The organism is Paraburkholderia sp. J12, assembly GCF_905220215.1.
GTDB lineage: Bacteria > Pseudomonadota > Gammaproteobacteria > Burkholderiales > Burkholderiaceae > Paraburkholderia.
The window spans coordinates 34708-48223 of record NZ_CAJMZC010000015.1; the positions used below are offsets into that span (position 1 = coordinate 34708).

A 13516-nucleotide genomic window follows, 5' to 3' on the forward strand; every position below is an offset into this window, starting at 1 on the left:
TATGGGCGGCGGCCCAAATACAAGCAATGGGCGATGGGCTATCCTGCGCTCCTCTATCCCTCCGATAGCCAGGTGTCTCACCTGGCGTTTCGTCCAAATCCGACTATCTCTCATACGGAATGTCGGAGCACGCAATCACCACGTATACGACATTAGTTCGCTCATGGCCATTTCACGTCACGCGCTGTTCGGCAAACTCGGCGCGACGCTCTTCAGGAGTATCGAATCCGCAACCGCGTTCACAAAGCTGCGCGGTAATCCGTATATCGAACTGGTGCACTGGCTGCATCAGCTGATGGCGCAACCCGACAGCGATCTGCATCGCATCGTCAGGCACAGCGGTATCAGCCGTGAACTGCTCGACAGGGACATGCAGGCCGCTCTGGCCGCGTTACCGGCCGGTGCCAGTTCTCTAAACGATTTTTCGCATCACGTCGAACTGGCGATCGAGCGCGCATGGGTGGTGGCGACGCTCGCGTTTGGCGACCGGCGCATTCGGGGCGCCTGGCTGATCGCTGCACTCGTCGAGACGCCGGAGTTGCGGCGCGTGTTGCTGTCGATCTCTCCTGCTTTCGGCAAGATTGCGCTCGACGGTCTTCACGACAGCCTGCCTGTGTGGATCGACGGATCGCCGGAAGCGGACGACGCACCGTATGATCAGAGCGATTTTTCTGCCGCGTTGCCGGGCGTTGCGTCCGGAGCAATGGCGGCGCCCGCAACGGGTGGGGCGCTCGTGCAGTTCTGCACGGACTTGACCGCATGTGCGAGAGCCGGCGAGATCGATCCCGTGGTGGGGCGCGAACTCGAGATTCGAACGATGATCGATGTGTTGATGCGCCGCCGCCAGAACAATCCTCTCCTGACCGGCGACGCCGGAGTGGGCAAGACCGCGATCGTTGAAGGACTGGCGCTCGCGATCGCAGCGGGCGACGTGCCGCCGACACTCGCCGACGTCCGCTTGCTGAGCCTCGATATCGGCGCACTGCTGGCGGGCGCCAGCATGAAGGGCGAGTTCGAGTCGCGTCTGAAGTCCGTGGTCGAAGAGGCGATGAAGTCGCCGGCTCCGGTCGTCCTGTTCGTCGACGAAATCCATACGCTGATTGGCGCGGGCGGTCAGACCGGCACGGGTGACGCGGCGAACCTGCTCAAGCCGGCTCTCGCACGCGGTGCCTTGCGCGCGATCGGCGCCACCACGTGGGCGGAGTACAAGCGGCACATCGAGAAAGATCCGGCGCTCACGCGCCGTTTTCAGGTGCTGCAGGTAAGGGAGCCTGAGGAGCCGTCCGCCATCGACATGGTGCGCGGCCTGGCGCGGATGCTGGCGAGCCATCATGGCGTCGTGGTGCTCGACGAAGCAATTCGCGCCGCTGTTACGCTATCGCATCGCTACATACCGTCACGCCAGTTGCCGGACAAGGCGATCAGCCTGCTCGACACGGCGTGCGCGCGTGTCGCCCTGTCGCAGCATGCGCCGCCGCGGGAACTGCAGCGCATCCGCGAGCGACTGCGGGCCGCGCGCATCGAAGCTGATCTGCTCGGCAACGAAGTGCGCATGGGTCTGGGCAGCGACGCCGCGCTTGCAGACACTCATGGGAACATCGTGCGGCTGGAAGCCGAAGAGCGCACCGTCGAAGCCGCCTGGCAGGCGCAGGCCGAGGCGGCGAGCGCGCTCGCGAACGCACGGGACGCCCTGAACCAGCCCGGCAAAGCGGAGACGTCGATCGGAACGTTGCGCGATCTGGAGCGCACCTTATCGAAGCTGCAGGCGGGTAGCCCGTTCGTATTCCCGGAGGTCAACGAAGCGATCGTCGCGGAAATCGTATCGGACTGGACGGGCATTCCAGTTGGACGCATGGTAACCGACGAGGTGACTGCCGTTCAGGTGCTGCCGGCAACGCTTGCTGCCCGCGTGATCGGCCAGCACGACGCGCTACAACTGATCGCCGAGCGTGTGCAGGCCGCGCGCGCGGGGCTCGCGGATCCGCGCAAACCGCGTGGCGTGTTTCTGATTGCGGGGCCGTCCGGTGTCGGAAAAACCGAGACCGCGCTCGCGCTCGCCGAGGCGCTTTATGGCGGCGAGCAAAACCTCATCACGATCAACATGAGCGAGTACCAGGAGGCGCACACCGTTTCGGGACTCAAAGGTGCGCCGCCGGGATACGTGGGTTACGGCGAGGGTGGGGTGTTGACCGAGGCGGTGCGTCGCCGTCCGTATTCCGTCGTGCTGCTCGACGAGATCGAGAAAGCGCACGGCGACGTTCTCGAAATGTTCTATCAGGTGCTCGACAAGGGTTACATGGAAGACGGCGACGGGCGCTATATCGACTTCCGCAACACGACCATTCTGATGACGAGTAACGTGGGCTCCGGACTCATCGCGAGTCTGTGCGCCGATGAGGCGCTGGTGCCGGAGGCCGATGATTTGCGTTCAGCCCTGACGCCGGAATTGCTGAAGTCCTTTCCCGCAGCATTCCTCGGCCGGGTGACGGTCGTACCGTATCGCCCTCTTGGCCAGGATTCGCTCGCCCGGATCGTGCAGTTGCATCTGGATCGCGTGGTCCGTCGCATGTCGGAAAACAACCGGGTCGAGCTGACCTGTTTGCCGGATGTGGTCGATTACATTGTCGGGCGTTGCCTTGTGCAGGAAACCGGTGCACGCCTGTTGATCGGGTTCATCGAGCAGTACGTGCTACCGCAACTGGCACGGCTTTGGCTGGCTTCGTTCGCGTCGAAAAGTGGGCTCACTCATATCGAGATTGATGTCGCCGATCGAGCCGCGGCGCCCGCGGTTGCACTCGTGTTCAGGCCTTCCTGCGCCGCTCGGCCGTGTACTGTCGAATCTGGAGCGACGCTTCTGTTGGACTAGGGGCAGGTTGCGACGATGCAGCACCAGGACTGCGATATCGATTTATTTCATACTGCGAATTATTTATTCAGCATGAATCATGCCTGTTTTAAACGTTATCGCAGTCGTCCGGAAAGATCGGAGCACGAAAAATTTCATGCATGGAGATTAAAGTCACGTCATTACTAACATCGATCAATTTCCCGGCGCTCCTGATTGGCTATTATTGTTCCATGCCTATGTTTTATCTGTTTCACCGGATTTTTCAGCTTGCTTCACACTTTACTGATTGTCGTGTCGTATGGCGAAAGAGGGGGAATCGAATTGTCCAGGAACGAGCGATACACGACGGCGCAGGTACTCCTCGCGTTTGTCAATCTGCACAAGCATGAAGAGCGGCGATTCATGACTACATTGAACCTCCTGCTCCGCGCTTCCCCGAAACAGCGTCGGCAAATTGTCGATGAACTCAGGGAAGAGGCTTCCAGGGGGACGGTAGCCAACGACGATTGAAATACCTTGTGGGCTTCCGTCAGGGCCCAGCAGTACTTTGATGCCGGACATGACCTGGTTTCGAGGGCTGGGTTATGTTTGTTGAGGCGAGGGTGGCTCCCCGTCGCTAGTCGGGTGGCACTCGACATCTCAATAGGCTATCTGTCGTGTCGCGTGGCATACCTGCGCCTGCGTTGCGACGAACCTCTGAGCACTGAGTTCGACATTCTAGAGTTAATGTCGAATTAATGAGATAGATAGTTAGATATTTGACGGTTTACGTTGTAATATTTGACGAAATCGCTCTCCCAACCGCCCCCATGACCGACACCCCTTCGGACGAAACCCGCCTTGCCGCCGAAATCGACCGGTTGAAGGGGGAGTTCCCCAAGACACGCGAGCTCTACCGCGAGGTTTGCGCGCTCATGTTCTTCCGCTACGGCATCACGCCGACGGCGAATCGCCTGTATCAGCTGGTGCATCGGGGCAGCATGGGCACTCCCACCGCCGTGCTCGCGGAATTCTGGAGCGAACTGCGTGAAAAGAGCCGTGTGCGTATCGAACACGCGGATATGCCCGAAGAGCTTCAGGGCGTCGCAGGCGAACTGATCGGCGCACTCTGGAACCGTGCGAGCGCTGCGGCCCAGGCGTCTCTCGCCGCGCTGCGCGATGAGGTGGAGGCGGCACGCCAGGAGGCTCAGGCGGCGGCGGCCGCTTTGCAGGTCGATCTCGAACGCACGGAAACCGCGCTGGAGCAACGCACCAGCGCGCTGCTCGCCGCACAGGTCCGCATTCACGAGCTCGAGCAGGCCGAGGCCGCTGCTGGGGCGACAGTCGGCGCGCTCGAAGGCGAAGTCGTGCGGCTGCAGCAGGAGGGCCGCGCACGCGACGCGGCGCTCGCGCAGGCGCGCACCGATTTCTCCGTCGAACTCGACAAGCAGCGGGCCAGCACCGAACTGGCCGAAACCCGCCTGCAAGCGGCCGAAAAACGGGCATTGCTCGAAATCGAGCGCGAGCGCACGGCCAACGCACGTTTGCAACGCGAGACCGACACGGCAGCACGCCGCGCCGCTCGCGCGGAGGAGAGCGCCCGCGCGGAAATCCAGTCGTTGCAGGCGCAGTTGGGGGACCTGCGTCACCGGGCGGGTATGCTGGAAGGGCGTCTGGAGGCCATGCACACGAGCCATGCGGCGCAGGCCAAGGAACTGGCGGCCTTGCGTCGCGTGCCGGGGGGCGAGACCCCGGCAACTACAGCGGGCCGCCGCGCGCCGCGCCGTGCGGCACGGCCGGCGGCGGATGTCGCCAAGCCGTTGCGCCCCGCACGCAAGACCACCGCAAAAACCGGATCGTAGCCGCGCGTCCGTCGTCGCACCGGTGGCTCTATCGTGAAGCCGTATGCTGGACCTACCGGTGGGGCCACAAATTCTCTATCGTAATCGGCTTTTCCACACGACTTAACGAGGATGCCGACCATGACCGCCGCCGACGCCAACACGCCCCCTTCGTCCCGTACCCGTGTGCGCCGCGAGGCGCACCGCGGCCTCTACGATAGAGCGACGCTCCACGCGATTCTCGACGCGGCCTGGATTTGCCACATCGCCTTCGCCGACGATCATGGCGTCCACTGCATCCCCACGGCGTGCTGGCGCGAGGGCGAGTATCTCTACATTCATGGCTCGAACGGCAGCCGCATGCTCAAGTTGGCCGAAGCGGGCGCCCAGGTCTGCGTGACGATCACGCATCTCGATGGCCTCGTGCTGGCGCGTGCGGCGTTCAATCATTCGATGAACTATCGTTCGGCCGTGATCTACGGCACGTTCGAGGCCGTACCTGCCGAGCACAAGGCGGCGGCACTCGACGCCTTCATGGAGCGCCTCGCGCCCGGACGCGGTAGTGAGGCTCGCCCCGGTAACAGCAAGGAGCTGGCGGCAACGACCGTCCTGCGCATTGCGCTGGCGGAGGCGGCGTCGAAAGTGCGCACGGGCGGTCCGAACGATGACGAGGAAGATCTGGACCGCGCGGTCTGGGCCGGTGTTCTGCCGATGGCGCTGCGACCCTTGCCGCCCGAGCAGGATCGTTCCGAAAGCGGTATCGCAGCGCCGGACTATGTGAACGCATGGGTGCGCGGCGCAGCGGCGCCGTCGCTGGATGCCGCGGCAAACGAGGCTGCAACCTCGGCAGACTGATCTTTCCGGACCGTCCCTCATCCCCCGCCTGCGTTGCGCGCAGTGGCTCGCGCAATGCTTTCTGCTGCATCGCACAACACGGCGATTTGCTTCCGTGAAATTGTCATGGTAATTTTTCATGAAATTTACCAGATTAATTTTCACGGACGTCGCCATGTTCGTCGAGTCGAGCCAACACGTAGAAAGTTATTACGCGCGCACCCTGCCGGGCGCGCTGCCCGAGCGCGCGCCGCTTGCGGGCGATTGCAGCGTCGATGTCGCTATTGTCGGCGGTGGTTTCAGCGGCTTGCACTCGGCGCTGCGACTTGCGCTCGCAGGCAAGCGCGTCGCGTTGCTGGAGGCGAGCCGCGTGGCCTGGGCGGCTTCCGGGCGCAACGGCGGCCAGGCGCTGCTCGGCTGGTCGTGCGACATGGGTCCGCTCGAACGCTCGCTGGGCGTCGAACGCACGCGCGAACTCTGGGACAGCATGTGCTGGGCCGCCGCCGAAGTGCGTGAATTGCCGGCGCGGAACGGTTTCGACGTCGATTACCGGCCCGGCAGCCTGTGGACGGCCGTGAAATCCAGTCGCGTCGCCATGCTGCAGGAGGCGCGCGACGAAGCCGTCCACAAGTGGGGTTACGACAAGCTGCGCTTCATTCCCGAAGCGGAAATGCCCGAATGGGTGGGCAGCCCGCGTTATCGCGCGGCGCTCTACGACCCCGAGGCGGGACATCTGAATCCGCTGAAGCTGGCGCTCGGTCTCGCCGATGCCATCGAACGCGCCGGCGGCCGAATCTTCGAGCAGAGCCGCGTGCTCGCATGGCGCGAGACCGATTCCGGTTTCGTCGTGAACACGAGCGGAGGCACCGTGCGGGCCGATATCCTCGTGCTCGCGTGCAACGCTTATATCGACCATCTCGACCGCGATCTCGCCCGGCGCGTGCTGCCCGTCGGGACTTACCAGGTCGCGACGCGTCCGCTCGATCCCGCGCTCGCGAAGTCGCTCTTGCCGCGCAATAGTTGCGTGATCGACAACCAGTTCGTTCCCGACTACTTCCGCCTGAGCCCGGACCATCGTCTCCTGTTCGGCGGGGCCTGCACGTATCTCGGCGGCATCCCGAAGGACATCGCCGCTTCCATCCGCCCGAACCTCGAGCGCGCTTTTCCGCAGTTGCGCGGCGTCGAGCTGGAGTACGCGTGGGGCGGCCACATCGACATCAGCATCCGGCGCACGCCCGACGTGGGCCGCCAGCGGCAGCGCTACTGGCTGCAAGGCTTTTCCGGTCACGGCGTGCTGCCGACGCTGGCGGCTGCGCGTGCCGTCACCGACGCGATTCTCGGCGACGACCGCTTGCTCGCGCTTTACCAGGGCATTCATAATCCGCGCTTTCCGGGCGGCGAACGGTTCGCCGCGCCGATCGAGGCGCTCGGCAAGCTGTGGTATCGGCTGCGCGACGTCGTGTGACGGGGCATCGAAATGGACAAAGAGGATGAGATAGAGGGCCTGGCGATCCTGATTCGCGATCTGCGCAAGCACAAGAAGGTGACGCTTGCCGAACTCGCGAAGCGCATCGGACGTTCGGTGGGCTTTCTTTCGCAGGTGGAGCGCGGACTCTCGCGCCCCACGGTGACGGACCTGACCGCCATCGGCGAGGCACTGCAGACGCCCACCACCTATTTCTACAGCGTGAGCAAGCCGCGCGCTCTGCCGTGGGTTACGCGGCCGGGCGAGCGGCGCGTTCTCTACTATGCGGGCGGAATTACCGACGTGCTGGTGTCGCCGGGCATGTCGTCGCGCTTTTCGATGCTGGAGAGCCTGCTGGAGCCGGGCGCGACGAACGGCGACCGTCCGGTGGACGATAGCGACGAGCAGGGCGGTTTCGTGCTGGAGGGCGAGCTGACGATCTGGCTGGACGGCGAGGACGAGCCCGTTACGCTGCGGCCCAACGACAGCTTCCAGTTACCTGCACGGCGCCGCTTCAGTTACGCGAATCTGGGCGACAAACCCGCGCGCGTGCTTTGGGTATTCACCTGATGCTGTAGAGGCCGTGAGCGCTGCGAGGTGCAGCGCGAAACCTGAGAGGATCGCCCAGTCGATCAGTAGTCCATATATAAAAACATCAATCGCATTCTGTTGCGCAACCGAGGACTTTATCGTGACATCTTCCGCAGTCGATCTCGTCAGCGAAGTGCGTGCATTTCGCGAGGCGCATCCCGAGGTACGCTATGTCGATCTGATTTGCCTCGATATTCCGGGGCATTTCTACGGCAAACGCTATCCCGTCGCGATGCTCGAAAAGGTCGCAGCCGGCTCGCTGCTGAAGCTGCCGCAGAACTGCGTGCTGCTCGGTACGCAGGGGGGCGTCTATCCGATCGGGCGTTACTGCTTCCACGACGGCGACCCGGACGCCACGCGCCGCCTCGTGCCGGGTACGCTCAAGCGGGTGCGTTGGGAGAAGGAGCCGCTGGGCCAGATGCTGATCACTTCCGACGGCACGTCCGCGCCGATTGGTTTCGAGCCGCGCGAGGTGCTCGCGCGGGTGCTGGAACGTTTCGCGAAACGCGGCATGCGCCCCGTGGTCGCCTTCGAGCTGGAGTTCTATCTGTTCGACGCGAAGCTCAAAAACGGTTTGCCGGCGCATGCGCGCGATCCGTTCTGCGACGACGAGGACGACCAGGCGAACATGCACATCGAGCGCCTTTCGCGTTTCTCGAGCGTGCTGCACGACATGGTCGAAACGGCGCGCGAGCAGGGCGTGGATGCCACGGTCATCACGGCGGAGCTCGGGCCAGGCCAGTTCGAGATCAACTTCGGTCATTGCGACGACGGCTTGCGTGCAGCCGACTGGTCGGCGCTGTTCTGCCGCAGCACGCGCGGCGTGGCGATGAGCCACGGCTATCGCGCGAGTTTCATGTCGAAGCCCTGGCTCGACGCCCCGGGTAGCGGCATGCACGTGCATGTGAGCCTCTACGACAAGGCCGGCAACAACGTTTTGGCCGCGAACGGCAAGCGCGCGCTGCGTCACGCGGTGGCGGGATGTCTTGCGCTGCTGCCGCACTGCATGCCGATTTTCGCGTCCAATCACAACGCGTTTCGCCGCTACGGGGCCATGGTGAACGCCGCGAGCCGGGCAAGCTGGGGCTTCGAAGATCGCGATGCGTGCATCCGGATTCCCGAATCGGATGACGCGAACCTGCGTATCGAGCATCGCCTCGCGGGCGCGGACGCCAATCCTTACCTCGTGCTTGCGGCGATCCTGACCGGCATCGAACACGGGCTGGACGCGGGCCGCGAACCGATCGCGCCGCTCAACGAAGACCGTTCGAGCGGCATTGCGTTTCCGGGCGACATGCTGGGGGCCGTCGCCGCCATGCGCGAGTATCCGGCGGTGCGCGAGGGCCTGGGCGAGGATTTCGTGATGGTGTATTGCGAAAACAAGCGTCAGGACCATCTGGATTTCATGAACGAAATCGGCAGCCGGGAATATCGCTGGTTCCTGTGAGTTCGCAATCGCGGCTTCTTGACATAACGGTTAACGCATAAATCGTTCCTGGCCAGAGGGTTAGCGCAATCGGACACTTCGCCGACACGCTGACACGATCTTGTGTTATTCCTCTGGGGCGCGCGGGAAATGCGCCGTTAGCAGCGCGCAAAACGCGTGCCGGACGGGCGAAAGGCGCGTATCGATATGCAACGCGATTTGCCTGTTTCGCCCGCGTGAGGTAGGGTATGCAGGTTTTCTCAACTCAACACAGGTAGCAGATGAACAAACAGGAACTCATTGACGCAGTCGCCGCAAGCACGGGCGAGACCAAGGCAGCCACCAGCGCCGCTATCGACGCGATTCTCGACGTCGTGACGCGCACGGTCACTGCTGGCGATTCCGTGCAGCTCGTCGGCTTCGGCTCGTTCTCGACCGGCCAGCGTGCCGCGCGCGTGGGCCGCAACCCGGCCACGGGTGCGGAAATCCAGATCGCTGCGGCCAAGACGGTGAAGTTCACGGCTGGCAAGGCCTTCAAGGACGCTGTCAACGCCTGATGCCTTTGGCCCCGGCACGCCTGCCACCAGGTGTGCCGCTGGCAGCCTCGCGCGCGGCGCCGGGCGGCTGAGCGCCGGGCATTGCCGAACGCGAACCGTTCATCACAGGCGGGCATGGCATCCCGGTGTATCGGCGCGTCAACCGGATTAGATCGGCGTCCGAAGCAATTGAAGACACCCGCAGGCCGTCTTCCTGTCCCGCAGTCTTCCCCCCGAGCCCCGCAAGATTCACACATCGTCCGCATGTGTGGCAGCGCCGTGCTCTCCCTTCTAACCGGCGGGTTTGAGTTCGTTGCGGCTCCGTTTGGCCTCGTACATCGCGACATCCGCTTCGCGCAGCATTGCCTCGATACTTTCGCCTTCCTCGCAGGTCGAGCAGCCCAGCGAAAAGCTGAGTGGCGGACCGCCGTAGAACTGGTTGTTCAGATCGACGAGCTTGCCGATGCTTTCGGCCACGATTTCCACGTCGCGTTCATCGGCGCCCGGCATCAGCACCGCGAATTCGTCGCCACCGATGCGCGCGGCCTGATACGGTTTCTGGATCGCCTTGGCGAGCACTTCGCCCGCGCGGCGCAGCAGCGCGTCGCCCGCGGCATGTCCCAACTGGTCGTTGACCAGCTTCAGGTTGTCCATGTCGAGCACGATGGCGCTCACCGGGAACGGCCCCTTGCGCTGAAGACGATTCAATTCGTCGACATAGAACGAGCGGTTCTTCAGCTTCGTCAGCACGTCGTGCTTGCCGAGGAATTCGAGGTACGCCTCCGCCTTTTTGCGCGCGGTGATGTCGGTGAGCGCGAGCAGCACGAGATCCCATTGCTCTTCGTGGCCTGGAAACACCGAAAACTGCAGATGCACGTTCACTTCGCTGCCGTCGAGCGCGTAGTTGACCACCTCGCGCTGATGGAAGAGCCGCCCCTCCCACAGGTCGAGCAACTGCTCGCGAAAATGCGGGCGCATTTCGTCGCGGAACACTTCGGGCAGGCGGGCGAGCAGCGTGGCTTTGTCGGGTGCGCGGAACATGCCGAGCGTGTAGTGGTTGATGTCCAGCACCTGGATTTCGCTCATGCAGCGTTCCACGAATTCGGGGTGGACGTCGGTGAACGTGCGGAAATCGACGATGCCCTGCATGCGCACGTCCTCGAGCAACTGGCGAATGGCCGAAAAATTCTCGACCCAGAGCGAAACCGGTGCGTGCTCGAAGATGCCGAGCGCGTACTGCTGGTTCGCCGTGGCGCGATGGCGGGCGTCTTCAAGCGCGGAGACGTCCTCGATCGCCACCAGCACGCGGCTCCAGTCGTGCTCGTGGCCCGGCAGGATCACACCGCGCAGCAGGATGTCCATGCGGCGGCCATCGAGCGTGTAGTTCACGCTCTGGCTCTGGAACGTGGCGTTGCCGGCCCACATCTGTTCGAGTTCGCCCACGTGGGCCTGGAACATGTCGTCGCGCAGCACCGAGCCCAGATGCTGGGCAAGTTCTTCGTAGTCGCGCGCGCCGTACAGCTGCAGCGTGTGGCGATTGACCTTGAGCACACGGATGCAGGCCGAGCATTCGGCCACGCGGCGCGGTTCCTCTTCCAGATAGTGGCGGATATCCGTGACGCCGGCGGCGCGCCAGCGCTCGAACAGCGCGTGCAACTGGCTATAGTCCTCGAGCCAGAGAGACGTTGGCGTTACATCGAAAAACGCGAGCAGATCGACGCCCATCGTGGCGAAGCTGGCGGCGGTGGCTTGAGTGCCTTGTTGCATGTCGGTTGGATGTAAGGGGCGGACAGCGGCGCCGGCGCGCCGCACGGATATGCGCATCCTGGCACACCTTGAGCTCTCCGTGAGAGCGAAAAGAAAGCTTCGGTGCCGTCGTTGCGACAGACAACGATTCAAAATGGATAACGGCAGGCCCGTTGCAAGACTTGAGCGTGGGCGCCCCCGCGCTCAGGCCGAGGTGTCGTTCGGGTGAGGGTGCGTGCGCAGCGGCAGTTCGGGCAGAAACAGGATGAACCCGAGCGCGATGGCGATGATGCCGGCTCCCGTTGCGAAAACACCGGCGATGGCATGGCGATAGATCGCCGTGGCGACACCGTGCGCAATCCCCGCGGAATGCGCGGAGACGGAGGCGAGTTGCGGCACCGCAGAGTGACGCAGCTTCGACGCGAGGATCGCACCCGCGCCGGTCACGCCCACGAGGCCGCCCAGCGACCGGAAAAAGGCGAGGGTTGCCGTGCCCACGCCGCGATGGCTGGCGGGCAGGGCATTCTGCACGGCGATCGTCATGTTAGGCATGATGAGCCCGAGCCCTAGCCCGACCGCGATGATGGCCGGCTCCACCATCACCAGCGGCTGCGCGCTCGCGACACAGGCGGCGAGCACGGCGAAGGCCAGCGTCGCGAGCGCGAGCCCGGCGATCTGGGCGGGTTTGTAGCGCCCGCCGCGCAGCAGCACGCGGCCGTTGAATATCGACGAGACGACTACGCCCACCATCAGCGGCCCGGTGAGAAAGCCCGAATGCGCGGGGCTGATGCCTTCGACGGTCTGAAAGTAGAGTGGAAAGAAGAGGCTCGATCCGAGCAGTCCCATGAAGGTGAACGCGAGGACGACGCAGGCAATGACGAAGAGGCGGTCGTGAAAGAGCGCGAGCGGCAGGACGGGTTCGGGTGTGCGCCGCGCGTGCAGCACGAAGGCGACGCCGAGTGCCGCTGCGAGAGCGCCGCATGCCGCGATCCGGGCCGAGTTCCACGCCCATTCCGAACCGCCCAGCGCGAGCACGAGCAGGCATGCCGTCGTTGACGAGGTGAGCAGCACGGCGCCAACGTAGTCGATACGCCGTGCGCGCAGGGGCGGCGTATGGTGCAGCGCGCGTCCGATCGCGTAGAGCGCGACGGCACCGATCGGCAGGTTCGCGTAGAAGATCCAGTGCCACGAGAGCAGGTCGGTGATGATGCCGCCCGCGAGCGGTCCCACGACGCTACAGACTGCATAGACCGCTGCGATCGAGCCCTGGCGGCGTCCGCGCTGCGCCGGCGGCACGAGATCGCCCATGATGATCTGCGTGAGCGGCAGCAACCCGCCCGCGCCGAGCCCCTGCACGGCGCGAAATGCGATGAGCTGCATGAGACTTTGCGAAAGGCCGCTCAATATCGACCCCAGCAGGAAAAGCAGAATGGCCGCGTAGAGCGCGGGCTTGCGCCCATATTGATCGCTGAGCTTGCCATAGAGCGGCATGGTGGCCGTCGAGGCCAGCACATAGGCGGTCACGACCCAGGACAGATGCGCGACGCCGCCGAACTCGGCGATGATGCGCGGCAGCGCGGTGGCGACGATGCTCTGGTCGATCGCGGCGAGCCCCATCACGATCATCAGCCCGGTCAACACCGAACGGATTTCGCGCCGCGTGGGCGCGGCATTGATCGATGTGTCCGGGGCGGCCCCGGTGCCCGGCGCAAGGTCGATTTCGGTGCTCATGCCACGATCCGGCTGAGCGGCTCGACGGCCTCCCGGATGGCGTGCCGCTCGGCTGGCGAGAGCGCGGCGAGCCGGCGCGCGAGCCAGTCGGTGCGGTTGCGCTTGATCGCCTTGATCACGTCGCGCGCTTTTTTCGTGGCGACGAGGCCGATGCGCCGGCGGTCCTCGGGATCGTTCGCCTCGCGCTCGACCAGCCCCAGTTGCTCCATCGACCGGATATGGCCGCTGATGGTCGGCCCGCGCACGTTCTCCAGCGCGGCGAGTTCGGTCACGCCGATACCAGGGTGCTTGATGATCGAAGCCAGCAGCAGTGCCTGCAAGGGCGAGACCTCGGGGTGCTGGCTTTCGCGGCGCAACTCGCGCAGCAGGCGGTGCAGCACGGGGCGCAGCGCCTCGGCAATTTCGAGCGCGGCGGCGAGATCGCCAGGCGGGTTGGGCTGGTTCATGAGGCAGCAAACTGGATCGATAGGCTACCTATGTTAATCGATCGACCTGGGGACGTCACCCAGGGTTTGTCGC

At 64.2% G+C, this 13516-nt stretch carries 11 protein-coding genes; 7 read left to right on the plus strand and 4 right to left on the minus strand.

All coding sequences use genetic code 11. From position 1 onward, the window contains the following. Positions 1 to 163: 163 nt before the first annotated feature. On the plus strand, positions 164 to 2866 hold the full coding sequence (tssH, locus tag U5760_RS25970) for a type VI secretion system ATPase TssH (RefSeq protein WP_322015270.1): 2703 nt from the start codon (positions 164 to 166) through the stop codon (positions 2864 to 2866). Between the two features lie 261 nt (positions 2867 to 3127). On the opposite strand, the gene U5760_RS25975 is transcribed toward tssH, so the two are convergent. Next, positions 3128 to 3409: a hypothetical protein gene (locus tag U5760_RS25975; RefSeq protein WP_322015191.1), complete on the minus strand. Its 282-nt coding sequence runs from the start codon at positions 3407 to 3409 to the stop codon at positions 3128 to 3130. Positions 3410 to 3657: 248 nt separating this feature from the next. Between U5760_RS25975 and U5760_RS25980 the strand changes: the two genes are divergently transcribed. The 6 genes from U5760_RS25980 (at position 3658) to U5760_RS26005 (ending at position 9541) form a co-directional block, all read left to right on the plus strand. Continuing rightward, positions 3658 to 4689, plus strand: a complete 1032-nt coding sequence (locus tag U5760_RS25980; RefSeq protein WP_322015192.1) for a DNA-binding protein — start codon at positions 3658 to 3660, stop codon at positions 4687 to 4689. A gap of 111 nt (positions 4690 to 4800) precedes the next feature. Then, positions 4801 to 5523: a pyridoxamine 5'-phosphate oxidase family protein gene (locus U5760_RS25985; protein ID WP_415914182.1), complete on the plus strand. Its 723-nt coding sequence runs from the start codon at positions 4801 to 4803 to the stop codon at positions 5521 to 5523. 154 nt (positions 5524 to 5677) lie between these two features. Further along, the gene (locus U5760_RS25990) at positions 5678 to 6967 is read left to right on the plus strand and encodes an FAD-binding oxidoreductase (RefSeq protein ID WP_322015271.1); all 1290 of its coding nucleotides are present in this window, start codon (positions 5678 to 5680) and stop codon (positions 6965 to 6967) included. A 12-nt stretch (positions 6968 to 6979) separates the two neighbouring features. Next, positions 6980 to 7537: an XRE family transcriptional regulator gene (locus tag U5760_RS25995; protein ID WP_322015194.1), complete on the plus strand. Its 558-nt coding sequence runs from the start codon at positions 6980 to 6982 to the stop codon at positions 7535 to 7537. 121 nt (positions 7538 to 7658) lie between these two features. Further along, on the plus strand, positions 7659 to 9005 hold the full coding sequence (locus tag U5760_RS26000; RefSeq protein ID WP_322015195.1) for a glutamine synthetase family protein: 1347 nt from the start codon (positions 7659 to 7661) through the stop codon (positions 9003 to 9005). 260 nt (positions 9006 to 9265) lie between these two features. Beyond that, complete coding sequence (locus U5760_RS26005) at positions 9266 to 9541, plus strand: HU family DNA-binding protein (protein WP_322015196.1); 276 nt, start codon at positions 9266 to 9268, stop codon at positions 9539 to 9541. A 270-nt stretch (positions 9542 to 9811) separates the two neighbouring features. Here the strand turns inward: U5760_RS26005 and U5760_RS26010 are convergent, their stop codons facing one another. The 3 genes from U5760_RS26010 to U5760_RS26020 form a co-directional block, all read right to left on the minus strand. Continuing rightward, the gene (locus tag U5760_RS26010) at positions 9812 to 11287 is read right to left on the minus strand and encodes a diguanylate cyclase domain-containing protein (RefSeq protein ID WP_415914183.1); all 1476 of its coding nucleotides are present in this window, start codon (positions 11285 to 11287) and stop codon (positions 9812 to 9814) included. Between the two features lie 183 nt (positions 11288 to 11470). Next, a complete protein-coding gene (locus tag U5760_RS26015) occupies positions 11471 to 12997 on the minus strand; it encodes an MDR family MFS transporter (protein ID WP_322015197.1) in 1527 nt (508 codons plus the stop codon). Next, on the minus strand, positions 12994 to 13443 hold the full coding sequence (locus U5760_RS26020; RefSeq protein WP_322015198.1) for a MarR family winged helix-turn-helix transcriptional regulator: 450 nt from the start codon (positions 13441 to 13443) through the stop codon (positions 12994 to 12996). Before U5760_RS26020 ends, U5760_RS26015 begins: the two co-directional genes overlap by 4 nt. Positions 13444 to 13516: the final 73 nt, after the last annotated feature.

Excerpts from the sequence above, each read along its gene's own strand:
- U5760_RS25985 (WP_415914182.1), top strand. The coding sequence starts at position 4,801 with ATGCCGACCATGACCGCCGCCGACGCCAACACGCCCCCTTCGTCCCGT.
- tssH (WP_322015270.1), top strand. The coding sequence starts at position 164 with ATGGCCATTTCACGTCACGCGCTGTTCGGCAAACTCGGCGCGACGCTC.
- U5760_RS25995 (WP_322015194.1), top strand. The coding sequence starts at position 6,980 with ATGGACAAAGAGGATGAGATAGAGGGCCTGGCGATCCTGATTCGCGAT.
- U5760_RS25990 (WP_322015271.1), top strand. The coding sequence starts at position 5,678 with ATGTTCGTCGAGTCGAGCCAACACGTAGAAAGTTATTACGCGCGCACC.
- U5760_RS26015 (WP_322015197.1), bottom strand. The coding sequence starts at position 12,997 with ATGAGCACCGAAATCGACCTTGCGCCGGGCACCGGGGCCGCCCCGGAC.
- U5760_RS25975 (WP_322015191.1), bottom strand. The coding sequence starts at position 3,409 with ATGTCCGGCATCAAAGTACTGCTGGGCCCTGACGGAAGCCCACAAGGT.
- U5760_RS26020 (WP_322015198.1), bottom strand. The coding sequence starts at position 13,443 with ATGAACCAGCCCAACCCGCCTGGCGATCTCGCCGCCGCGCTCGAAATT.
- U5760_RS25980 (WP_322015192.1), top strand. The coding sequence starts at position 3,658 with ATGACCGACACCCCTTCGGACGAAACCCGCCTTGCCGCCGAAATCGAC.
- U5760_RS26005 (WP_322015196.1), top strand. The coding sequence starts at position 9,266 with ATGAACAAACAGGAACTCATTGACGCAGTCGCCGCAAGCACGGGCGAG.
- U5760_RS26010 (WP_415914183.1), bottom strand. The coding sequence starts at position 11,287 with ATGCAACAAGGCACTCAAGCCACCGCCGCCAGCTTCGCCACGATGGGC.